The 21,073-nt window shown below is 67.3% G+C and carries 20 protein-coding genes and 3 tRNA genes; 12 read left to right on the top strand and 11 right to left on the bottom strand.

Annotated elements, in window-relative coordinates:
• Positions 1-568: 568 nt before the first annotated feature.
• Complete coding sequence (gene gndA, locus ACZ7KI_RS10735) at positions 569-2,008, top strand: NADP-dependent phosphogluconate dehydrogenase (protein WP_470272892.1); 1,440 nt, start codon at positions 569-571, stop codon at positions 2,006-2,008.
• 56 nt (positions 2,009-2,064) lie between these two features.
• Here the strand turns inward: gndA and ACZ7KI_RS10730 are convergent, their stop codons facing one another.
• The 3 genes from ACZ7KI_RS10730 to ACZ7KI_RS10720 all read right to left on the bottom strand — a co-directional run bounded on the left by ACZ7KI_RS10730 (position 2,065) and on the right by ACZ7KI_RS10720 (position 5,420).
• Positions 2,065-3,282, bottom strand: coding sequence for a GNAT family N-acetyltransferase (locus ACZ7KI_RS10730; protein WP_470272891.1), 1,218 nt, complete (start codon positions 3,280-3,282; stop codon positions 2,065-2,067).
• A gap of 162 nt (positions 3,283-3,444) precedes the next feature.
• On the bottom strand, positions 3,445-4,173 hold the full coding sequence (locus ACZ7KI_RS10725) for a Clp protease N-terminal domain-containing protein (RefSeq protein ID WP_470272890.1): 729 nt from the start codon (positions 4,171-4,173) through the stop codon (positions 3,445-3,447).
• Positions 4,174-4,205: 32 nt separating this feature from the next.
• Positions 4,206-5,420, bottom strand: a complete 1,215-nt coding sequence (locus ACZ7KI_RS10720; RefSeq protein WP_470272889.1) for an NAD(P)/FAD-dependent oxidoreductase — start codon at positions 5,418-5,420, stop codon at positions 4,206-4,208.
• Between the two features lie 155 nt (positions 5,421-5,575).
• Between ACZ7KI_RS10720 and ACZ7KI_RS10715 the strand changes: the two genes are divergently transcribed.
• Complete coding sequence (locus tag ACZ7KI_RS10715; protein ID WP_470272888.1) at positions 5,576-6,931, top strand: nucleobase:cation symporter-2 family protein; 1,356 nt, start codon at positions 5,576-5,578, stop codon at positions 6,929-6,931.
• Positions 6,932-6,942: 11 nt separating this feature from the next.
• On the opposite strand, the gene ACZ7KI_RS10710 is transcribed toward ACZ7KI_RS10715, so the two are convergent.
• On the bottom strand, positions 6,943-7,476 hold the full coding sequence (locus ACZ7KI_RS10710) for a serine/threonine protein kinase (RefSeq protein ID WP_470272887.1): 534 nt from the start codon (positions 7,474-7,476) through the stop codon (positions 6,943-6,945).
• A 246-nt stretch (positions 7,477-7,722) separates the two neighbouring features.
• Here ACZ7KI_RS10710 and ACZ7KI_RS10705 point away from each other — a divergent pair, with 246 nt between their 5' ends.
• Positions 7,723-10,500 carry a sensor domain-containing protein gene (locus ACZ7KI_RS10705; protein WP_470272886.1) on the top strand — a complete coding sequence of 926 codons (2,778 nt, stop codon included), beginning with the start codon at positions 7,723-7,725 and terminating at the stop codon, positions 10,498-10,500.
• Positions 10,497-10,796 carry a GNAT family N-acetyltransferase gene (locus tag ACZ7KI_RS10700; RefSeq protein WP_470272885.1) on the top strand — a complete coding sequence of 100 codons (300 nt, stop codon included), beginning with the start codon at positions 10,497-10,499 and terminating at the stop codon, positions 10,794-10,796. The genes ACZ7KI_RS10705 and ACZ7KI_RS10700 overlap by 4 nt, the downstream gene beginning before the upstream one ends.
• A 4-nt stretch (positions 10,797-10,800) precedes the next feature.
• On the opposite strand, the gene ACZ7KI_RS10695 is transcribed toward ACZ7KI_RS10700, so the two are convergent.
• Complete coding sequence (locus ACZ7KI_RS10695) at positions 10,801-11,622, bottom strand: arylamine N-acetyltransferase family protein (protein ID WP_470272884.1); 822 nt, start codon at positions 11,620-11,622, stop codon at positions 10,801-10,803.
• A 190-nt stretch (positions 11,623-11,812) separates the two neighbouring features.
• Between ACZ7KI_RS10695 and ACZ7KI_RS10690 the strand changes: the two genes are divergently transcribed.
• Positions 11,813-12,607 carry a S1 family peptidase gene (locus ACZ7KI_RS10690; protein WP_470272883.1) on the top strand — a complete coding sequence of 265 codons (795 nt, stop codon included), beginning with the start codon at positions 11,813-11,815 and terminating at the stop codon, positions 12,605-12,607.
• A 155-nt stretch (positions 12,608-12,762) separates the two neighbouring features.
• On the opposite strand, the gene ACZ7KI_RS10685 is transcribed toward ACZ7KI_RS10690, so the two are convergent.
• The 5 genes from ACZ7KI_RS10685 to ACZ7KI_RS10665 all read right to left on the bottom strand — a co-directional run bounded on the left by ACZ7KI_RS10685 (position 12,763) and on the right by ACZ7KI_RS10665 (position 14,336).
• Positions 12,763-12,836, bottom strand: a tRNA-Phe gene (locus ACZ7KI_RS10685).
• A gap of 31 nt (positions 12,837-12,867) precedes the next feature.
• Positions 12,868-12,941, bottom strand: a tRNA-Asp gene (locus ACZ7KI_RS10680).
• A 28-nt stretch (positions 12,942-12,969) separates the two neighbouring features.
• Positions 12,970-13,042, bottom strand: a tRNA-Glu gene (locus tag ACZ7KI_RS10675).
• Between the two features lie 145 nt (positions 13,043-13,187).
• Positions 13,188-13,967 carry an SCO6745 family protein gene (locus ACZ7KI_RS10670; RefSeq protein ID WP_470272882.1) on the bottom strand — a complete coding sequence of 260 codons (780 nt, stop codon included), beginning with the start codon at positions 13,965-13,967 and terminating at the stop codon, positions 13,188-13,190.
• Between the two features lie 114 nt (positions 13,968-14,081).
• Entirely contained in the window at positions 14,082-14,336 is a 255-nt protein-coding gene (locus ACZ7KI_RS10665) for a hypothetical protein (RefSeq protein WP_465500592.1), read from the bottom strand.
• A 548-nt stretch (positions 14,337-14,884) separates the two neighbouring features.
• Here ACZ7KI_RS10665 and ACZ7KI_RS10660 point away from each other — a divergent pair.
• Positions 14,885-15,304 (top strand): hypothetical protein, encoded by a 420-nt coding sequence (locus ACZ7KI_RS10660; protein ID WP_470272881.1) that lies wholly within the window; start codon positions 14,885-14,887, stop codon positions 15,302-15,304.
• Positions 15,305-15,419: 115 nt separating this feature from the next.
• Here the strand turns inward: ACZ7KI_RS10660 and ACZ7KI_RS10655 are convergent, their stop codons facing one another.
• Positions 15,420-15,623 (bottom strand): cold-shock protein, encoded by a 204-nt coding sequence (locus tag ACZ7KI_RS10655; protein ID WP_003097368.1) that lies wholly within the window; start codon positions 15,621-15,623, stop codon positions 15,420-15,422.
• A gap of 421 nt (positions 15,624-16,044) precedes the next feature.
• Between ACZ7KI_RS10655 and ACZ7KI_RS10650 the strand changes: the two genes are divergently transcribed.
• The 6 genes from ACZ7KI_RS10650 to ACZ7KI_RS10625 all read left to right on the top strand — a co-directional run bounded on the left by ACZ7KI_RS10650 (position 16,045) and on the right by ACZ7KI_RS10625 (position 21,022).
• A complete protein-coding gene (locus ACZ7KI_RS10650) occupies positions 16,045-17,286 on the top strand; it encodes a L,D-transpeptidase (protein ID WP_470272880.1) in 1,242 nt (413 codons plus the stop codon).
• A 149-nt stretch (positions 17,287-17,435) separates the two neighbouring features.
• A complete protein-coding gene (locus ACZ7KI_RS10645; protein ID WP_470272879.1) occupies positions 17,436-17,777 on the top strand; it encodes a hypothetical protein in 342 nt (113 codons plus the stop codon).
• Positions 17,778-18,335, top strand: a complete 558-nt coding sequence (locus tag ACZ7KI_RS10640) for a SigE family RNA polymerase sigma factor (protein ID WP_470272878.1) — start codon at positions 17,778-17,780, stop codon at positions 18,333-18,335. It begins immediately after the preceding gene.
• Positions 18,336-18,339: 4 nt separating this feature from the next.
• A complete protein-coding gene (locus ACZ7KI_RS10635) occupies positions 18,340-18,798 on the top strand; it encodes a hypothetical protein (RefSeq protein WP_470272877.1) in 459 nt (152 codons plus the stop codon).
• A 214-nt stretch (positions 18,799-19,012) separates the two neighbouring features.
• Positions 19,013-20,428, top strand: a complete 1,416-nt coding sequence (locus tag ACZ7KI_RS10630; RefSeq protein WP_470272876.1) for an MFS transporter — start codon at positions 19,013-19,015, stop codon at positions 20,426-20,428.
• Between the two features lie 9 nt (positions 20,429-20,437).
• The gene (locus tag ACZ7KI_RS10625) at positions 20,438-21,022 is read left to right on the top strand and encodes a PaaI family thioesterase (protein WP_061980211.1); all 585 of its coding nucleotides are present in this window, start codon (positions 20,438-20,440) and stop codon (positions 21,020-21,022) included.
• Positions 21,023-21,073 lie beyond the last annotated feature (51 nt).

Genomic DNA, 21,073 nt, shown 5'->3' with positions numbered 1-21,073 from the left:
AATCGGGCGCTATATGTCCACAAGGGACAGTTTCTGACAACTTTGTGTCCGGTTGTCACCTGTATGACCGGTTCGCTCGGGTCCTGACTGTTAAAGAGGGGTTATTGAGGGTTAAGCCAAATAGGGCGTGGCCTGCTTACTATCTCCAATGCCACATTGGAGATAGTAAGGCTGCCGTGACCAGCACCTCTGCCGTGCGCATCCCTCGAGGTCGGCAGCCGCTGCCCATGTCGCGAAAGCCACTTTCGGGACACCACACGTCCCGAAAGTGGCTTTCGCGACAGGCAGGAACACTGCTGCCCCAGCGTCGAAGCGTGATGTCCTGAAGGCCCCCGTTGAGACCTTCAACGTCTCAACGGGAGCCTTCAGGACACGCCACATTTGCCTTACCTCTCAAGAGAACGAACCCTCTCTCAGATACCTACGTGTGGTCTGCGGTCTTGCTCGCGGGAAGTTGTCCACAGGCCGGGCCGGTTGTGGACAACTCCCGGTTGATCCCTTCTCGCCCCGGCGCCGTATCCCTCAACGGGGATAGGCTCGGCACGGGAATCGAAGCGGAAGGGTGCGGATGAGCAAGAAGGCGAGCATCGGGGTCACCGGTCTGGCGGTCATGGGCCGCAACCTGGCCAGGAACCTGGCGAGGCACGGGCACACGGTGGCCCTGCACAACCGCTCCGAGAAGCGGACCAAGGAACTGGTCGAGCAGTTCGGTGACGAAGGCGACTTCATCCCGGCGTATTCGGCGCAGGAGTTCGTCGACGCGCTGGAGCGGCCGCGCCAGGTCGTGATCATGGTCAAGGCCGGTGCGCCGACGGACGCCGTGATCGACGAATTCGTCCCGCTCCTCGAAAAGGGCGATGTGATCGTCGACGCGGGCAACGCGCATTTCGCGGACACCCGCCGTCGCGAGGCCGCGTTGCGCGAAAAGGGCATCCACTTCGTCGGCACGGGTGTGTCCGGTGGAGAGGAGGGCGCGCTGCACGGGCCGAGCATCATGCCGGGCGGGTCGAAGGAGTCGTACCAGTCGCTCGGGCCGCTGTTCGAGGACATCTCGGCGAAGGTCGACGGCGAGCCGTGCTGCACGCACGTCGGCGCGGACGGCGCCGGGCACTTCGTGAAGATGGTGCACAACGGCATCGAGTACGCCGACATGCAGTTGATCGCCGAGTCGTTCGATCTGCTGCGCGGCGCGGGTGGCTACTCCCCCGCCGAGATCGCCGAGGTCTTCCGGACCTGGAACTCCGGACGGCTGGACTCGTACCTGATCGAGATCACCTCGCAGGTGCTGGCGCACACCGACGCCGCGTCCGGCAAGCCGTTCGTCGACATCGTCGCGGACCAGGCGGAACAGAAGGGCACCGGCCGCTGGACCGTCCAAATCGGACTGGACCTGGGCGTTCCGATCAGCGGGATCGCCGAGGCCGTCTTCGCGCGGTCGCTGTCGGGTTCGTCGAACCTGCGTAAGGCTTCCCGCGGTCTCGGTGGTCCTTCGCGTACTCCGCTGACGGGGTCTGCTTTGGACACCTTCGCGGATGACGTCGAGCAGGCGCTGTACGCGTCGAAGGTGGTGGCATACGCCCAGGGCTTCAACCAGATCCAGGCCGGCGGCGCCGAGTACGGGTGGGACATCGACCTCGGCAAGGTCGCGTCCATCTGGCGCGGCGGTTGCATCATCCGCGCGAAGTTCCTGAACGACATCACCGCCGCGTACGCCGAGGAGCCCGCGCTGCCGACCCTCCTGACGTCCGGCGGCTTCCGGAAGGCCGTCGAGGACGCCCAGGACTCCTGGCGTTCGGTGATCTCCACCGCGGTGCGGCTCGGTATCCCGACGCCGGGCTTCTCGACAGCGCTGGCCTACTACGACGGTCTGCGCGCCGAGCGGCTCCCCGCCGCGTTGGTGCAGGGGCAGCGGGACTACTTCGGTGCCCACACGTACCGCCGCGTCGACCGCGAGGGGTCGTTCCACACCGCTTGGGCGGCCGACGGTCGCCCCGAGTCCTCCGCCTGACGGACTTTGAAAGGGCTCCGCACCGCGTCGCTCGCAGTGCGGTGCGGAGCCCGCGGTCAGAACCAGTGCAGGCAATGCGGGGGACGCTCGGCGCGGAAGAGGGCGTCGGCGAGAGCCGCCGCATCCGGGCGGTGGGCCCGGACGTGCCCGGCCCGCACGAGCGTGCTCGGGGCGGTGCCGCCCAAGTAGACCGATCCCAGGTCACTCACGTCCAGGGAAAGGTCGGGCTCCCTGCCCGTCGGAACGCAGTCGGCCTTGCCGCCCCGGACGGTCAGCAGGTAGCGACCACGCTCATCGAGGAACGGGTCTTCGACGTCGAGGACGAGTTCGCCGTCCGTGAACCAGCCGCGCGCGGTCAGTGCACGCGGGACGTCCAGCAGCCGCACCCAGAGCCAGTCGGTGTCGTCGCTGACCTGCGCCGCCCGGAAGTCCGCGAACTGCCACCGGAGCGGATGCTCGGGCGGGACATGTTTGAACACGACCTGGGTGGACAAGTCGTGTCCGAGCACGAAGCGCGCCAGAGCGGAAAAGACAGCGTCGTCGACGGTGATGATTTCGTCGACCGTCAAGGTGCTCCCCTCACTGAACGAATAGCTGGCGTATCCGTCCGGGACACCGTCTACGTCACGGTGGACGACGATGTAGCGCGGCGCCGGAGAGATCGGAGGCTGCCCGGCGCCCAAGGCCCACCAGCGGTGCGGCCTGGACAGCGCGCCGGGCTGCGCGCGTCGATACCGGTCGTAGACCTCTTCCAGGATCCCGGCGCACTCGGCACGGCGAAACACCTCGACGGAACCGGCCGTGGAAGCGTCGGCCGTTCCATAAGCCCTGGGGAGGGCGAAAGCGGCTTTGTGGCGTGAAACCGTCAACCGCTGAGTGTGGGTCGCCGGTCCATAACCGAACCTGCGGTAGATCAAGGCCTCGGAGGCCAGTAGTACCGAGAGGAATTCGCCTCGGGCCCGTACATCGGCGAGTTGACGCCGCATCATCGCGCTGAGCACGCCTTGCCGCCGATGTGAGGGCAGGACACCGACGGCCGTGACCCCGGCGGCCGGGGCGAGGATCTCGCCGGGCAACGTCAACTCGAAGGAGTACGCCGCAGCGGCGCCGATGGGCCGTCCATCGGCCGAAACCGCGAACAGGCCGCGGTCCATTTCGAGCGCGGACCAGATCCCGCCGCCCTCGGCCGATGCTTCCGGAAAGCGCCCGAAGGCGGCATGGAGAGTGTCGACGAAAACGTCTCGGTCCTGCTCGGTCGTGGATCGGATTTCCATTGTCGCCGCGGCCTTCCCGGGTCACCGGGCACCACGGGTTCGCGGCGCCCGGCACAGTGCAGCGTCGTACCCGGGCTTGAGCAACCGAATTTCGACGGCCTCACATACTCGCGGCCAGTAAGACCAGGGCGACGAACACCAGTACCGCGAGCGCGATCCTCGTCATTTCCCGCGCGCGGCGACGATCTCCGCCAATGCCTGCAGGATCACCGCCTCGCTCTTCTCCTTCGTGAGCCCGAGCTCACCCAGCAGGTCGTCGCCGAGTTCGAACAGCGCCAGCAGGATGTGTTCGGTCCCGATGTAGTTGTGCCCGAGCCGCAGCGCCTCCCGCATGGTCAGCTCCAGCGCCTTCTTGCTCTGCGCGCCGAACACCATCTTCGCCGCCTCCGCCGGTTCGTCGGCGGGTTCCGCCAGCCGCGCCACCGCGGCCTCGCGGACGGCTTCGAGGGTCACGTTCTGGGCCACGATCGCCCCCGCCGCGAGTGCCGCGGGCTCGGCCAGCAGACCGAGGACCAAGTGCACGGGCTCGATCTGCGGGCTTTTCGCCGCGACGGCCTCGTCTCTCGCCGCGACGACGACGTGCCGGGCGCGATCGGTGTAGCGGCTGAACACCTTCACCAGGTCTTCGAGTGAGGCGCCTTCGCCGGATTCCTTGGGAACGAAGCGTTTCTGGGCGGCCTGTTTGGACACCCCCATGTTCTTGCCGATTTCGGTCCAGGACGCGCCGGAGCGCCGTGCCTGGTCGACGAAGTGGCCGATCAGATGGTCGGCCACCTCGCCGAGGTGTTCGCCGAGGAAGACCGCGTCGGACAGCTGGCCGAGCACGTCGCCATCGGGATGCTGCTGCTTGATGTGGGAGATGAGGTCGTCGAGCCGGACTGGAGTGGTCATGCCGTCAACTCTAGGTTGACGCCATTCAATCGTCAACCACGAGTTGACGCGAAGGTCGCCTTGAGATCGAAGCCGTTGGCCTCCAGCGTCTCGAACGGCGGCGCCGGATCCGCGGCGAACAGCCGGCGCGCGGCGATGTGGTCCGGCGGCCGGTTCACCGACTCGACCCCGGTGAGCACGCCGTCCCGGAACGACAGCACCGAGAACTTCCCGCCCTCCCGATCGCCGGTCACCACGGTCTTCTCCGCCCCGGTCAGGATCCCGGCGATCTGCAGTTTCGCGCCGAGCTGGTCGGTCCAGAACCACGGCAGGCTGTCGTACGGCGCGGGTTCACCGGCGATGGCCGCGGCCGCCGCCCGCGCCTGGTCGACGGCGTTCTGCACCGATTCCAGCCGCGTCGCGGTCCCGGCCTGGACGCACGGGAAGTTCGCGCAGTCCCCGACCGCCGAGATCTTCGGGTCGCTCGTGCGCAGATGTTCGTCGACGACGACGCCGTTCGCCACGGCGAGTCCGGCCTCCTCGGCGAGCCGGGTCCGCGGCTCCACCCCGACCCCGACCAGCACCAGATCGGCGGGCAGCCGCCTGCCGTCGCTCAGTTCCACCTCGGCTACCCGGCCGTCGCCATGCAGCGCGGCGACACCTTGCCCGAGCAGCACGGTGTGTCCGGCTCCCTCGTGTAGCGCCGCGAAGTACGCCGAGACCTCCGGAGTCGCGACGCGGGCCATCAGCCTGTCCTGCGCCTCCACGATCGTCACGGGCCGCCCGGCGTGCGCGGCGAACTCGAGCCCGATGAAACCGCCCCCGACCACGACGACGTTCTCCGCGCTTTCCAAGGCCGCGCGCAGGACGTCGGCGTCATCCTTGGTGCGCAAGGTGAACACACCGTCCAAAGTGGATCCCGGCACCGGAAGCACCCGGTTGCCCGCGCCCGTCGCCAGTACGAGATGGTCGTACTGGTGGGCGGTCCCGTCCTCCAGCACCACCTTCGCTCCGTCGCGATCCACCGACGCGACGCGGCCGGCGATCAGCTCGATGTCCTTCTCCGCGAAAAAGTCCTCGGCGCGCAGGCGCAGCTGGGCGTCCCCCGCCGTCCCGGCGAGGTAGCCCTTCGACAGCGGAGGCCGTTGATACGGCAAGCCCGGTTCGTCGCCGATCAGGACCACCCGCCCGTCGAACCCCTTGTCCCGCAGCGAGGTCGCCACCCCGAACCCGCTCTGCCCGGCCCCTACGACAAGGACGGTCTCCATCGGCGCTCCTTCCGTTGTGCCCGGTGTCCATTCAACACAGGTCCGGCCCTTTCGACCGCCCCTTCGAAACGTGATCCTCATGCCGTGGACGCGCTACGGTCATGCCGGGCGACTTAGCTTGATCGCCGAGGTTCCCGCATGTCACAGGGGGTTACATGAGCTCCAGCCCAGCCGAGGTCCACCCGGTCGACCAGCGCCCGCCGCTGCCGAAGCTGACTTTGCTCGGCCTGCAGCACATGTCGATCATGTACGCGGGTTCGGTGGCCGTCCCGCTCGTCGTGGGCAGCGCGCTGAAACTGGACGCGGCGACGATCGCGTTGCTGGTCAACGCGGATCTGCTGGTCGCGGGCATCGCGACGCTGATTCAGGCGATCGGGATCGGCAGGCTCTTCGGCATCCGGTTGCCCGTCGTGGCGGGCGCGACGTTCACCGTGGTCAACCCGATGATCATGATCGCGTCCCAGTACGGCATGCAGGCCGTCTACGGCGCGATGCTCGCGTCGGGTGTGTTCGGCCTCCTCATCGCGAAACCGTTCGCCAAGATGATCCGGTTCTTCCCGCCGCTGGTGTCGGGCACGCTGCTCGTCGTCATCGGCATCTCGCTCCTCGGCCCCGGCGTCGGGTTGATCGCCGGTCACGACACCGAAGCACCGGACTACGCGAAACCGGCCAACATCGCGCTCGCGTTCGGCGTGATCGCGGTGATCATCCTGTTCACCAGGGTCCTGCGCGGGTTCGCCAACCAGATCGGCCCGCTGCTGGCGTTGGTGATCGGCCTGGTCGCGGCGATCCCGATGGGCCTGGTGAGCTTCAAGGGCATCGCCGACGCCGACTGGTTCGGTCTCGCGTCACCGTTCCACTTCGGCCCGCCGACCTTCCCCATCGCGGCGGTGCTCTCGATGTGCGTCGTGATGCTGGTGACCTACACCGAATCCACCGCCGACCTGGTCGCGGTCGGCGAGATCACCGGACGGCCACCGACCGATTCCGACCTCGCGCGCGGTCTCGCCACCGACGGTCTCTCGGCCATCCTCGGCGGCGCGATGAACTCGTTCCCGGACACGGCCTTCGCACAGAACGTCGGCCTTGTGCAGATGACCGGGGTCCGCAGCCGCTGGGTGGTCGCGATGGCGGGCGGCCTGCTCGTGCTGATGGGGCTGGTGCCGAAGGTCGGCGCGTTCGTCGCGGCCGTGCCGGAACCGGTGGTCGGCGCGGTCGCGGTGGTCATGTTCGCGATGGTCGCCGTCGTCGGCGTGCAGAACCTGAAGAAGGTGGAGTTCTCCGGCAACCACAACACCTTCATCGTCGCGGTGTCGTTCGGCGTCGGTCTGCTGCCCGCGTTCTCGACCAACCAGTTCGGGAATTCGATCTTCTTCCAGCACTTCCCGTCGTGGCTGCAGACCATCTGCGGCAGTCCGATCACGGTCGCCGCGATCGTCGCCTTCACCCTCAACCTGCTGTTCAACCACCTCGGCAGGCGCCGGGAACCGGATCTGCTGAAGGCACCCTGATCAGCCGAGAGCTAGCACCAAAGCCACTTCGGCCACAGATGGCACTCTTCGGTCGGCGTCGTACTCGGCGGCGGCGGAGTCGGGTTGGGCGGCTGCGGCGCGACCGTGGATCCGGTCGTCCTCGGCGGATCGGCAGGCCCGTTCGACGAGGTCGGTGTCGGCGTGGGCTCCGGGGAGCCGGACGTCGACGCGGCCGAACTCGACGTCCGGCGGCTGGACGTCGTCTTGCTGGGCTGCGTCGAGGGCCCACTGTCGGTGCGCTCGCCGGTCCCGCCTGCTTCGGTGGTCGGGACCGCCGACGTCGCGTCGGCTCCCCTGTTCTCCGAGGGCCGCTTCGGCATCTCGATGACGCTGATGTCGTTCGGCTGCGCATTCTGCTCGGGTTCCGAATCGAATCCCACGAGCACACCGGCCGCGCCGCAGGCGACGACCACGGCGATCACCACCGCGATAACTCTCCAGCGTGACTTTGCCCGTGACTCCTCGTGGTCATCCCAGCCCTCGCGAATGAGCAGGTCGGCGACCGAAACGTCGTCGTCATCCACCAGCTGAAACCTTTCGCACCGGGGAACGGCCAGCAGTAGTTTTACCGGACCTGACCGCCGAATGGGTGAGCTTAACCAAAAATTATTCACCCGATGGGGGAAGGTGGTGGATACCAGTCACACAACGTGTATCCGTGTGCTTTCGCGCATATCAGCGGTGGTCGCCCTTCGGTTCGCGTATACAGCGCCCCCCGCGGGTGGTGTAATCGACGGTGCCAGCACCGGAAGAGGGGGTTCGGACGGATCATGGAGGCTGACGCCCTCGCCGTGCCTGGAGCCGGAAATTCCGGCACACCGGCAGGCGCGCCGCTCGGGAACGAGCCGGTCGGCGACCTCGGCCTCGCGGGCGACCACGCCGCGATCTGGTCGTACGACTTCGACAGCGAGACCCTGTCCTGGCTGCCCGGTCTGGAGAACCTGCTCGGTGGAGCCGGGCTCACCGAAGCCGAGATCGAGGCACGGCTCGCCGATCTGGTGGCCCCGCTGACCTCCGGCACCCGCACTTCCCCGCCGTGGCGGGAGTTCGAACTCGAGCAGTCGTTCCGCAACCCGGCGGACGAGCTCCGCTGGGTCCGCCTGCGCGCCCGCACCATCGGCGACGAGAACGGTTCGTCGGGCCTGCTCGGGATCGCCACCGACGTGACCGACGTCCGCGAGAACCGGCAAGCCCTCGAAGATCTCACTGATCGTTACCGGCTTTTGGTGGAACTCAGTCCCGACGCGGTCTGTGTCCACGAAGCCGGCGTTGTCACGTACGTGAACAGGGCGGCCGTCACCGCGCTCGGAGCGTCCTCGACGGCGGAACTGATCGGGCGGCCGATCATGGACCTCGTCGCCGACGAATCGCTCCCGGCCTTGCTCGACAGGATCGCGTCGCTCCACCGTCAAGGCGCGTCCACCGAGCCTGCCGACGCCGTCATGCTCCGCCTCGACGGGACGAAATACCTGGTACAGAGCATTTCGGTGCGGACGACGTGGGAAGGCAGGCCCGCCTTTCAGGTCATCATGCGCGACATCAGCGCGCAGAAGGCCGCCGAAGCGACGCTGCGCTATCAGGCCGCGCTGATCAGCCACGTCAGCGACGCGATCATCGCGACCAGCGGAAACGGCGTGGTGACCAGCTGGAACCCGGCCGCGGAGAACGTATACGGCTGGACGGCGGACGAGGCGATCGGCGGCACGGTGAGTGACCTCGTCGGCGCCGCGCTCGACCCGGAGGCGGTGCTGCGCAAGGGCGGCGTCATGCAGACGACCCATCGGCACCGCAACGGCTCGACGCTGGCCATCCGTATCTCCGCCGCGGAGATGAACGACGGCTTCGTATTGGTCTGCGCGGACGAAACGGCCCGGCGGCGCGCCGAGCAGCACTACAGCACGGTGGTCGCCTCGCTCGACGAAGGTGTGGTCGTGATCGGCCCCGGCGGGCTCATCGAATCGGCCAACCCGGCCGCTTGCCGGATCATCGGCGTCGGGCACGACGACCTCATCGGCGTCCCGTGCGTGACGCTGGAGCTGTACGACGAACAAGGGCGCATTCCCCCCGCCAGGATGCCGTCGGTGCTGGCCCGGCGTACCCGGGTCGCGCAGAACGGTCTCGTGCTGCGGCTGCGCAGGCAGGACGGCGGCGACGTCTGGATCTCGCTCACCGCGAGGCTGCTGACCCCGGAAGACCCGTCGGCCGAGTCGGTGGTCACGTCGTTCACCGACATCACCGAACGCCGCGCGATCGGCGAGCGGCTCGCCCACGAGGCGACGCACGACCCGCTCACCGAACTCGCGAACCGGACGCTGGTGCTGGACAGTCTCGCCGAGGCGCTGTCCGGCGCGGGCCGCGCCGAACTGACCACGGTGCTGTTCATCGATCTCGACAAGTTCAAGGTGATCAACGATTCCCTCGGGCATTCAGTGGGCGACAAGGTGCTCCGCATCGCCGGCGAACGACTGCGGCGGGGAATCGGCGAGAACGACCTCGTCGGCAGGCTCGGCGGCGACGAATTCGTCGTCGTCACCGCCGAAATCACCGAGCCGGGTGAGATCAAGGCCCTGGCCGAACATCTCCGCGAAGCGCTGACCGAACCGATCACGGTGAACGGCAGGCAGCTGCACATCGACGCCAGCATCGGCATCGTCACCGCGGCCAACGACGACACCCGGACCGCCGAAGACCTGCTCCGGGACGCGGATGTCGCGATGTACCAAGCGAAAACGCTCGGCCGCGCGCGCTACGAGTTCTTCGACGTCGAACTGCGGGAGCGGATGCAAAGGCGGCTCCGCATGGAGCAGGACCTGCGCGACGCACTGCAGAACGGCGAACTCTGGACCGCGTATCAGCCCGTCGTCGACATCGAATCCGGCCAGATGGTCGCCGTGGAAGCTTTGCTGCGTTGGAAACATCCGACGCACGGCACGATCTCGCCCGCCGAGTTCATCCCGCTGGCCGAGGAAAGCGACCTGATCAACCTGATCGGCAAGCACGTCCTGCGCACGACCACCCGCGAGATCGCCAAACGGCGCGAACGGCTCGACGTCGATCTGAACCTCAAGGTCAACCTTTCGGCGAGGCAGCTGGACGACCCGCATCTGGTACCCACGGTGCAGGACGCGCTGAAGACCACCGGCCTGCCGCCGCACGCGCTGACCCTGGAGGTCACCGAAAGCGCGCTGATGCGGGATCAGGCCGCGGCGGCCGAAGTCCTGATGTCGTTACGCGATCTCGGTGTCTCACTGGCGATCGACGACTTCGGCACCGGCTATTCGTCGCTCGCGCAGTTGCAACGACTGCCACTGGACACGCTCAAGATCGACCGCACCTTCGTCACCGGCATCGCGGAATCACGCGACGCGGCCGCGATCGTCAAGAGCATCATCGCGATGGCGCACGCCGTCGACCTGATCGTCGTCGCCGAAGGTGTCGAAGACGAAGAGCAGCTCGCCGTGCTGCGCGAGCTGCGCTGTGACCAGGCACAGGGCTTCCACTTGGGCAGGCCCGTGCCACCGGACGAACTTTTCGGAGCGGCTGAATGAGTGTCGAGATCAAATCCGGAGAAGACCGCTACGACATCGTCGTGGACGGGAAACCCGCCGGGTTCCTGGAAACCCGCACCCGACCGGACGCGATCCTTTTCCTGCACACCGAAATCTCGGACGACTTCGCGGGCAAGGGTCTGGCGGGCAAACTCGTGACCGCCGCCCTCGACGACGTCCGGGCACAGGGCAGGTCGGTCCTGCCCTACTGCCCGTACGTGCGCTCCTACATCGAGAAGCACCGCGAGTACGAAGACCTCGTGCCCGAGGACAAGCGCGCGGAATTCGAACTCTGAGCTCTCACCCCGGGTAGATCTTCAGCAGCTTCGCGAGTTCGTCGTCGGTCAGCACGACGTCCAGCTCGCGCAGCGTCGCGTCGAGCCGCTCGGCCGGGATCTTGGTGGTCTCCTTGGTCCCGTCCGGGCGTTCGACGACGAACTCTTCGCCGACCAGCTTGCGGCTGAGCCCTTCCTCCAGGCGCATGACCACCAGCTGCCCGGTGAACGGCGAACGCGGATGCGTCGAGGTGTAGTGGTGGTAGACCTCGTAGTCGATCCGGTGCATCGGCGTGAGCGTGAAGGCGTGCAGGTCGGTCCAGCCGTCGCCCTCCAGTTTCTGCAGGCGCCACCGGTCGCCGTCGGCGACGAGCCGGTGCGGCCAGCCCGCCTGATCCACCACGGCGCCGTCGACCAGCGGCATCGGCACCAGCATCCCGGCGCCGAAACCGACGTCCACCAGATGCTGGACGCTGTCCGCCTCGACCACGAGCGTCATATGCGTGTACGGCCCGTTCTTCTGCGGCTGGACCCGCGCGACGAGGCGGCGCACGGGGTAGCCGAGTTGTTCGGCGGCCGCGGCGAACAGGCTGCCGTGCTCGTAACAGTAGCCGCCGCGCTGACGCCGGACGAGTTTGCCGATCACGTATTCGAGCGCGATTCCCTTGTGCTGCCCCAAAACGACGTCGACGTTCTCGAACGGAACGGCCAACACGTGCGCCTTCGCCAGCTCACGCAACGCGGCGGCGGAAGGCTTCTCGCGGTCCTGGCCGATCCGGCCGAGGTACGCGTCGAGGTCGAGGGTGTCGACAGTCCATTCGTCGACCTGCTCAGGTGCGAGTGTCATGTCCCGATCCTGACACCTCCACCATGCTGGAGGTCAAGATCGGAGAGGTGTCGATCGCGGACGTCGGAAACCGTTGCCCCAACTGGTAACTGGCAACGGCCACCGACTTTCGTCAGTTCCACGACCGGCTGCCGATTGGCCACCCTTCCCGAGTAGCCGGTGACAAACGCCGGTGTGGAAGGAGAAAACAGTGAGGACTCGTTCCCTCGTCGTTGGTCTGCTGGCCGGAGCCGCCGCTGTGCTCGGGTCGGCGATGCCGGTTTCCGCCGCCCAACCGCCCTCGGGTGTACAGCCGTTGATCGTGGGTGGCGTGGACGCGACCGAAACCTACAGCTTCATGGCGTCCATGCAGACCAAGAGCGGCGACCATAACTGCGGCGCGTCACTGATCGCCCCGCAGTGGCTGGTGACCGCCGCGCACTGCGTCGAAGGTGAGCAGCCCGCCGACTGGCAGTACCGCATCAACACCACCGACCACACCAAGGGCGGCGAGATCGCCGAGGTCGACAAGTTCGTGGTTCACGAGAAGTACGACGGCTCCGGCCCGTACGACATCGCCGTCGTGCACCTGACCAAGCCGGCGGAGGCGGCGCCGATCGAGATCGGCCAGTCGCCGGAGCCGGGCACCGACGTGCGGGAGATCGGCTGGGGGCTGACCTGTCCCACGCGCGGCTGCGGCGCCGCCCCGGAGGCGCTCCAGCAGCTCGACACCAAGATCGCCGAAGACTCCGGTTGCTCCGGCTCCGGCGCCTACGACGCGCAGACCGAGCTCTGCATGGACAACCAGGGCGGCAAGGCGAGCGCCTGCTACGGCGACTCGGGTGGCCCTGCCGTGGTGAAGGCCGACGGCAAGTGGACGCTGGTCGGCGCGACCAGCCGCGGCCAGACCGCCAGCTGCCCGGAGATGCCGGGTATCTACACCGACGTGACCGCGTTCGCCGACTGGGTCCAGCAGCAGACCGGCAAACAGGACGCCAGGTCCTGACGACAGGCCCCGACCGTCCCCGCGGTGCGCGGTGGCGCCCGATGCTCCTGCGACATCGGCCGCCATCGCGCACTGTGTCTGTATGCCCGGAGCCAAGATCGGCCCCAGGCATGAAAAAACCGCCCTGACCTGAGTCGGGGCGGTTCTGCGAGCGGTGGCCAGGGCCGGGGTCGAACCGGCGACCTTCCGCTTTTCAGGCGGACGCTCGTACCAACTGAGCTACCTGGCCGGGAACGCCGGCAAGGAGCCGAACGATCTTGCGACCCTGACGGGACTCGAACCCGCGACCTTCGCCGTGACAGGGCGACGCGCTAACCAACTGCGCCACAGGGCCTTGCATACTGCTTTGTAACTGTACTGCGTACTCCCAACGGGATTCGAACCCGCGTTGCCGCCTTGAAAGGGCGGAGTCCTAGGCCGCTGGACGATGGGAGCCCGGTTCGGTTTCGGCGAACCGACCGACCCGCGCTCTCCGGTGTCCCCGGGAGCGAACATAACTATAGGACACCCCCGTTTTGGCTTCCGCACAGGGGGTCCTCTAGTTGTTCACAGGGCTGGGACCTGCGAGAACGCGGTGACTTCAGGATATCAGGGCCGAGGCGCCCCGCAGGGCGCTCAGCCGCCTTCGAAGCTCGTCTTGCTCGTCGCCCGCGAGAGTGACGGCGAGGAGTTCGGCCACGCGCTGATCGGTCAGGTGCTCGGCGTCCCGCCAGCGCTGCCGCAGATCACCCTTGGCCTCCGCCGCGGCGATCAAGTCGTCGGCGGCCTCCTCGGACCACGCGGTGCGCAGGAGTCGCCCACGCCCGCCCTCCGGGTCCGCGACGACCGCCTCGGGCACGGTCAGGCCCACCGCGCGAAGGGCGGCGAAGTGGACACCGCCCCGGAACTCGCGGAAGACCATGAGCGCGAACGCCAGCCGTTCGACGTCGTCTTCCGGGCGTTCGGCGAGTTGCCATCCGGCGAACAACGCGAGACCACTGGCGTCCGCGGCGTCCACGAGACGGAACAGCAGATCGGCGAGACGTCCGGGGTCGTCGGCGTCCGAAAGGCTGACCCGCGCCCACTTCGCCGATGACCGCGAGTAGGCGCGGACCGCGGAGGCCGCGTCGAGGGCCGCCATCGCGGGCGGCAGGGCGAACTCGAAGAGCCAGTGCGGGAAGATCCCGAACAGCTCCGCGACGACCTTCGGCGGCGGGTCGCCGAGCACCGCCGAACGTCCTCGCAGATACAGCGTTCGCGGCGGCAGACCTACTTCCGCCTCGACTTCGGCGAGCTCCGGAGAGGTCATGAACCTCCCGCCCAGCACCTGCACCGCGCCCCGGATTTCCCGCGCCGTCTCGATCGTCGCCACGTCGGTCACCTTCCAGCCAGTTGAATAATAACAGTGTTACACAACTGGAGGACGGCTCGTCAAGCGCAAACGAAAGCCCGGCCGCGCGGTGGACACACCACGCGACCGGGCTTCGGGCGAAACTCAGCGCTGAACGGGCGCCTGCCCGTCCTCATCCAGCGTCAACCCCAGCATGTCCAGCAGTTGGACACAGTCATCGACACCCAGCGCCCCGTTGGCCACCGCCAGCCGGGCACGCCGCACCTGATCGTCGGACACCCGCTGGGCATCCCCCTGACCCGTGCGTTGCGCCGGCAGACCACCAGCCAACGTCGAACTACCCCCATCGGCACCTTCGTACCGAAGGAGGAACTGTCGAACTTCCACAGACCCACCCATGGTTCCTCCAAACGGCCAACGAACAGCTTGGCCGCGAGGCTAGCCACAGCCGGCCGCGACACACAGCCCCCCGGAGAGTGAACCTGTCGCCACGCTCCGCACAACGCAGAGCAATCACGCGCACACCCGCGCCACATGAATCACAGGCGAACCACAGGTGACGTGCCGACCGGAATTCTGCCCGCGCCCACTCGCCCTTCTCAGCAAACCGTGCAACAATCGATTTGCTGACACACCCCCGGTCAGCGCCTGTGGAGATCCCCTCCGACCCCCGCGTTCCTCCCCCTGGCGCGGGGGTCGCTCCGTGTTCTGGGGGGCCACCCCCCAGACCCCCAGGGTCCGTGCGGCGGCGGTTGACGGCCCCGCACCGGTGGCGGCTGAGTAGTCAACTTCGCTGGCGCGAAAAGGTTTCCGGGAGTGCCCCGGTTGCGTTTAGTGATCACGGGAAATCGGTTTCTTGGGCGGGTTGGGCCGAATGGGGAAATAAAAAGGGTGTGTCGTGGCTCACTGTGGTTGGTTTGCCGAGACCGAACCGTTATCGTGGCCCGGTGCCCCTTCCTTCCCTGAGCCGTCGTAACGGCAGCCGCACGAATCTGAAGCCGGTCAACCCCGGTCGTCACCGCAACTCCGCCACCAAGGAGGCCGAAGCGGTCGTCGAAGACACGGAGCTCACCAGCTACCTTCGTGCCCTCGCCCCCGACAACGACCCGGAGAGCACCGGCACCGGCAAGCGTTTCGGTGAAGCGCAGGTGTTCCAGCTGCGGATGAACCTCATCGCCATGGAGCAGCTCAAGGACGCCGCCACCGAACGCAACCTGTCGCCGCAGGCGCTGGCGCAGGAATGGATCCTCGAGCGTCTCTCGTGGGAATCACAGGCCAACTCGGCCCAGCAGCGCCGCCACGAGGAAGCCCACACCGACGAATTCCACTTCGACGCCGACGCGTTCGATCAGCCCGTCGCCCGCTGACGCGGCACCCGGAACGGAACAGCACGAACGAAGAAGCTTTCACCGCACAGAAAAAGCCCCCGGCGAGAACGCCGGGGGCTTTTTGATCAGTCTGAGCAACGCCGAAAGGGCGGACTCAGATCGCGCGGACCTTCTGGGCCTGCGGACCCTTCTGGCCCTGACCGACCTCGAACTCCACTCGCTGGTTCTCCTCGAGAGTGCGGAAACCGCGGCCCTCGATCTCCGAGTAGTGAACGAAGACGTCGCCCTCGCCGCCATCCTGCGCGATGAAGCCGAAGCCCTTCTCCGCGTTGAACCACTTCACAGTGCCTTGCGCCACCGCTGTACTCCTCGTTGCACATCCGCTTCGAGTGCCACCGAAGCGACACCCAGACCGTCCCGGGCGGTTCCAACGAGTCGAGCGAAGAGCGCGTCACCGGCTCATGGCTCGCGTCAGAAGTTCCGCGAGTGTGAAGCCACGAACACGCAAAACGACGGCCTGATGGCAGAGTACCGGGATCTGGCCATATTTGAAGCCCGTGATCGGACTCTGGGCACCCCCAAGTACCAAGGTCACCGGAACGTCGTATACCGCGCGGCCTTCTGTCGGACCCCCTCGCTACCCTTCCACCGCGCGCCGACCTCAGGTCATCGCCGGACACGGACCGAAGTCGGTCATGCCCCGATCGTGAACTATGATCCACCCGATTGTGACTCGCATCACTCTCGGTGGGATCAACTTAAGGGGCGGTCCGGACGTCATGGTCGGTGTACAGGGGAGCAAAGGGGAAGCTTTGAGGTTCACTGAAACCGCCCGCCGCCGAGCGGCGTTCGCGGCACTGGGGCTGGTGGCCGTTCTGACACTGGGGGCGTGCAGCAGCGAGCCGACCGTTTCGGCCAGCGGGCCGGACGGCGGCGGTCCGATCAGCAGCGAGACCGGCGGACAGGCGGCCGCGCCGGCCAAACTGACCTACGAACCTGCCGCGGGCGCGCAGGACGTCGCGCCGGGCCAGCCGATCAAGGTCAGCGTCGCCGACGGCACGCTCGACCAGATCGTGCTGACCAACCCGGACGGCAAACAGGTCGCCGGACAACCGTCCGAGGACAAGAAGAGCTGGTCCGCCACCGAACAGCTCGGCTACGGCAAGACCTACACCTGGTCCGGCAAGGCCACCGGGACCGACGGCAAGCCCGTCGACGTCGGCGGTGCCTTCACCACGGTCAAGCCGCGCAAGCAGGTCGGCGCCAACATCAACGTCTTCGACGGGCAGACCTACGGCATCGCGATGCCGATCACGCTGACCTTCCCGAGCAAGGTCACCGACAAGGCGTCGGTCGAGAAGGCGCTGTCGGTCGAGACCACGCCGAAGACCGAGGGCTCCTGGGCCTGGGTCCACGACGACACCTCGGTGCACTGGCGGCCGAAGGCCTACTGGCAGCCCGGCACCACGGTGAAGTTCAACGCCAAGATCTACGGCGTCAAGATCGGCGAAGGCGTGTACGGCAAGGAAGATCGCTCGGCGAGCTTCACCATCGGGCGCTCGCAGGTCGTCAAGGGCAACACCCAGACCCACCGGCTCCTGGTGATCCGTGACGGTCAGCAGATCGCGGACTACCCGGCCAGCTACGGCCTCGACGCCGACCCGGGCCGCGTCACCCCGAGCGGCACGCACGTGGTGATGTCCAAGCACGACACGTACTCGATGACCAACGAACGCTACGACTACGAGAACATCGTCGTGCCGTCTGCGGTGCGGTTCTCGACCAACGGCGAGTTCATTCACGGCTACGGGCCCTCGATCTGGGCACAGGGCAAGAAGAACATCTCGCACGGCTGCGTGAACCTCGCGCCCGCCAACGCCAAGGAGTACATGGCGGGCGCGCTCGTCGGCGACCCCGTCGAGATCGAAGGCAGCACCCAGACGATCAACCGGGCGCGCGACTACAGCGACTGGACCTACGCCTGGGACGAGTGGACGAAGCTGTCCGCTCTCGCGAGCTGAAGTACTTCCATGGAACCGGGCGGCCGGAGACCCTCGTGGTCTCCGGCCGTTCGTGTTGGTTGCCGTGCGCTGACTGGAACCTTCCGAAAACTCGATGCAACCCCAAGGTGGGCGAGGCGCATGTCTAACGACGTAAGGCGCCGCGGCCAATGAGCGGCGCCCGGATCGAGGAGACACTCTTGCGTACTCGTATCGCTCTTTCCCTCGGCGCGCTGCTGCTGGCGGGCGGCGCCGCCTTCGCGACCACGTCGCTGGCGTCGGCCGACCAGAGCGCCCCGACGCCCACGGTGACGCAGGCGCCGCCCCAGCCGACTCAGGCGCCCACCACCACGAAGCCGGGCGAACCGCCCCGCGCCACCACCGCGCCGCGGGGGGTCTCGAAGACCCCGGCTGTCACCGCGCCGGGCGAGCACCGCGTGCCCAAGGCCGTCCCGGCCGGGCCGACCGGGGATCTGCACCTCCCCGCCATCGTCGAAGGAGCCGGAAACTAGGTGTCATTGAGCCGCTCGTCGAAGACCGGGACGGGCTCGCCGTGGGACGGCGAGTTCGCCCGGTACTTCGACGAGCGCGCGCACAGCCTGCGTGCCACCGCGTACCTCCTGTGCGGGGACTGGTATCAGGCCGAGGACATCACCCAGGCCGCGCTGCTGAAGCTGTACCTGGCTTGGCCGAGGCTCTCCCGGCACGACGCGCTCGACGGCTACGCGCGCAAGATCGTGTTGCGGACCTTCCTCTCCGAGCATCGACGCGTCTGGCGCAAACGGGAGAAGCTCACCGACGCCCTGCCCGAAGTCCCGGGCGAAGAGAGCAGTACCGAACAGGAGATGCTGGTCAGGCACGCGCTGTCCGGCATCGCGCCGAAACAGCGGGCCGTGCTGGTGCTGCGCTATTTCGAAGACCTCAGCGTCGAAGAGACCGCCGCGGCGCTGGGTTGCAGCACCGGGAACGTGAAGAGCCAGGGCGCGCGGGGGCTGGCGACCCTGCGCAAGCGGCTCGGACCGCATTTCAGCGAACTGGCCTTGAGCGGAGCGCACGACGATGGGAGGTGAGGAGATGGACGAGGACATCAAAGGCGTGCTCGCGCACGGGGCGAGCGGTCCCCCGCTGGGCATCCGGGCGGCGGACATCATCGAGAAGGGTGGCCGCATCCGGCGACGGCGCAAACGGCTCGCCGTGGCCGGCAGTTCGCTGGCGACGGTCGCGGTGATCGTGTTCGGCGCGATCGCCGTCGGTGGTCGCGCCGGTGAAGGATCCGCGCCGGTACAGCCCGCGGGGCCCGGCCTGTCGACCATCTCCCCGCTACCGGTCTCGCCGTCGCCTTCCGAGACCAGTCCCCGCCCGGAAGTCACTCCACCGGAGCCGCCCGCCGCGGAGACGGCTCCGAAATCCTCCCCGACGCGTGCGACCCCCAAGACCGTGCAGCCGGGCCGCACGACCACGGCCGTGCCTCCTCGCGGGCCCTCCTCGACGCAGGGCCCGAGCGAGCCGCCGACAGCGGTCGCGACCCGCTGATCCTCTGCCCGGAACGTCCGAATCCTCAGATGTGACCCACAGTAATCGGAAATTCTCCGACATCCGCGTCACCTGGTGGTTCATCACCGAGTTGGGGGAACGACGCTCGCGCGATCGATGCGAAGCGCTGAATCCGCATGTTTGAACACCTACGGTCGAGGGAACAAACCGTCGACGATGGGTAAGTAAACGGGTGGGTCGGGAGGTCAAACCCATGGCCGAAGAGGCGCTGAGCGCTGCGCATCAGGAAAAAGGGGAACCAGCGGAGGCCCCACCGGAGCAGATCAGAAAGGCCGTCGCCGGAGCGGCGATGGGTAACTGCATCGAGTGGTACGACTTCGGTGTCTTCGGCTTCATGCCCGCCATCCTGGGGCAGGTCTTCTTCAACGCTTCCAGCACTTCCGAAGGTGCGCTGGCGACCTTCGCGGTCCTGGCGATCACGTTCATCGTGCGGCCGTTCGGCAGCTTCGTGTTCGGCCCACTGGGGGACAAGATCGGGCGCCAGAAGGTGCTCGCGCTGACGATCATCCTGATGTCCGGATCGACGTTCATCATCGGGCTGTTGCCGTCCTACGCGACGATCGGCCCGGCCGCGGCGGTCCTGCTGATCCTGTTGCGCACCATCCAGGGCTTCTCGGCCGGCGGTGAATACGGCGGCGCGGCGACGTTCATCGCCGAGTACGCCCCCGCCAGGCGCCGGGGTTTCTGGGGCAGCTGGCTGGAGTTCGGCACGCTGGTCGGATTCGCCATGGGCGCCGGTTTCGTCACGATCTTCACCGTGATCCTCGGTGACGAGGCGATGCGCGAATGGGGCTGGCGCCTGCCGTTCCTGATCGCCGGTCCGCTCGGCATCATCGGTCTCTACCTGCGGAACAAGCTGGAGGACACTCCGCTGTTCCTGGAGATCGAGAAGAAGAACCAGGTCGAGAAGTCGCCGCTGAAGGCGCTGCTCAAGAAGCACTGGACCTCGATCCTGCACCTCATCGGCATCGTGGTGATGCTGAACGTGGCCGACTACATCGTGATCACGTACCTGGAGACCTATCTCAAGGACGTGGTCGGCTTCAGCGGGCATACGCCGTTGCTGATCATCCTGGCGACCATCGCGTTGATGCTGGTCCTGATCGTGCCGGTCGGCATCCTGTCCGACCGCATCGGGCGAAAACCCATCCTGATCGCGAGCTGCGCGAGCTTCCTCGTGTTGCCCATCCCGGCGTTCTCGCTGATGGGCGCGGCGGCGGACGACCGGAACGCCTGGCAGCTCATGCTCGGCCTGGTGATGATCGCGGTACCGCTGGTGCTGATCCTGGCCGTGCTGGCGGCGACGCTGCCGGCGATGTTCCCGACGCAGGAGCGCTACGGCGGTTTCTCCATCGGGTACAGCGTTTCCACCGCCGCGTTCGGTGGCACGGCGTCGTACGTCATCGGCAGCCTGGTGACCTCGACCGGCGACAACCTGTGGCCCGCCTACTACCTGATGGGCGCGGCGGCGATCGCGGCCATCCCGATCCTGCTGTTGCCGGAGACCGCCGGGGTGTCGCTGCGCCGCATCGTGAGCTCCCGGATCGTGCGTCGCCGGAAACCGGAAACCGTCACTCCCGGCGAGGCCTCGGAGCTACCGGCGAGTTAACGTTTCTCCATGAGCCGTATCTCGCAGCCGTGGCCGCCGGTCGAAGTCGAACCGGCGACCGTCCACCCGAAAGCCCCGCAGCCGGGCAGCGATCTCGGTATTCACTTCGGTGAGTGTTTCGGGTGCGGCGACGAGATCGAGGCCGGGCTCCACCTGCAGTCCACGGTGGGCGAAGGGACGACGGTGTACTCGAAGTTCACCGTCACCTCCGCCCACCAGGGTGCGCCCGGCCTCGCCCATGGCGGCCTGCTCGCCTGCGCCTTCGACGAGGCGCTCGGGGCGACCGTCGGCAACCTGCTGCGTCGCCCCGCCGTCACCGGGAAGCTGGAGACGGACTTCCTGCGGCCGGTGCCGGTCGGTTCGACGCTTTACATCGCGACGAAGCTCGACGGCATCGCGGGCCGCAAGATCTACGTGAGCGCAGATGGACGTCTCGACGCCGAAGACGGTCCTGTCGCGGTGCGGGCGCGGGCGCTGTTCGTGCGGGTCGAGTTCGAGCACTTCAGCACCCACGGCGACCCCGAGGCACTCCAGAAGCTCGCCGCGGCGCACGAAAAAGCCAAGCGCGAACGCGAGTGGGACATCAACCCCTGAGCATTTCGTCCTCTAAATGCGGTAGTTCGTACCACGAACCACCGCATTTAG

The sequence above is a fragment of the Amycolatopsis sp. NPDC039088 genome, from assembly GCF_055598845.1.
Note: the sequence above shows the minus strand (reverse complement) of the source record. Positions and strands in the feature narration are given on the sequence as shown.

Coding starts and splice junctions, on each gene's coding strand:
- gndA (WP_470272892.1), top strand. CDS start 569: ATGAGCAAGAAGGCGAGCATCGGGGTCACCGGTCTGGCGGTCATGGGC.
- ACZ7KI_RS10730 (WP_470272891.1), bottom strand. CDS start 3,282: ATGGAAATCCGATCCACGACCGAGCAGGACCGAGACGTTTTCGTCGAC.
- ACZ7KI_RS10725 (WP_470272890.1), bottom strand. CDS start 4,173: ATGACCACTCCAGTCCGGCTCGACGACCTCATCTCCCACATCAAGCAG.
- ACZ7KI_RS10720 (WP_470272889.1), bottom strand. CDS start 5,420: ATGGAGACCGTCCTTGTCGTAGGGGCCGGGCAGAGCGGGTTCGGGGTG.
- ACZ7KI_RS10715 (WP_470272888.1), top strand. CDS start 5,576: ATGAGCTCCAGCCCAGCCGAGGTCCACCCGGTCGACCAGCGCCCGCCG.
- ACZ7KI_RS10705 (WP_470272886.1), top strand. CDS start 7,723: ATGGAGGCTGACGCCCTCGCCGTGCCTGGAGCCGGAAATTCCGGCACA.
- ACZ7KI_RS10700 (WP_470272885.1), top strand. CDS start 10,497: ATGAGTGTCGAGATCAAATCCGGAGAAGACCGCTACGACATCGTCGTG.
- ACZ7KI_RS10695 (WP_470272884.1), bottom strand. CDS start 11,622: ATGACACTCGCACCTGAGCAGGTCGACGAATGGACTGTCGACACCCTC.
- ACZ7KI_RS10665 (WP_465500592.1), bottom strand. CDS start 14,336: ATGGGTGGGTCTGTGGAAGTTCGACAGTTCCTCCTTCGGTACGAAGGT.
- ACZ7KI_RS10650 (WP_470272880.1), top strand. CDS start 16,045: ATGGTCGGTGTACAGGGGAGCAAAGGGGAAGCTTTGAGGTTCACTGAA.
- ACZ7KI_RS10645 (WP_470272879.1), top strand. CDS start 17,436: ATGAGCGGCGCCCGGATCGAGGAGACACTCTTGCGTACTCGTATCGCT.
- ACZ7KI_RS10635 (WP_470272877.1), top strand. CDS start 18,340: ATGGACGAGGACATCAAAGGCGTGCTCGCGCACGGGGCGAGCGGTCCC.
- ACZ7KI_RS10630 (WP_470272876.1), top strand. CDS start 19,013: ATGGCCGAAGAGGCGCTGAGCGCTGCGCATCAGGAAAAAGGGGAACCA.
- ACZ7KI_RS10625 (WP_061980211.1), top strand. CDS start 20,438: ATGAGCCGTATCTCGCAGCCGTGGCCGCCGGTCGAAGTCGAACCGGCG.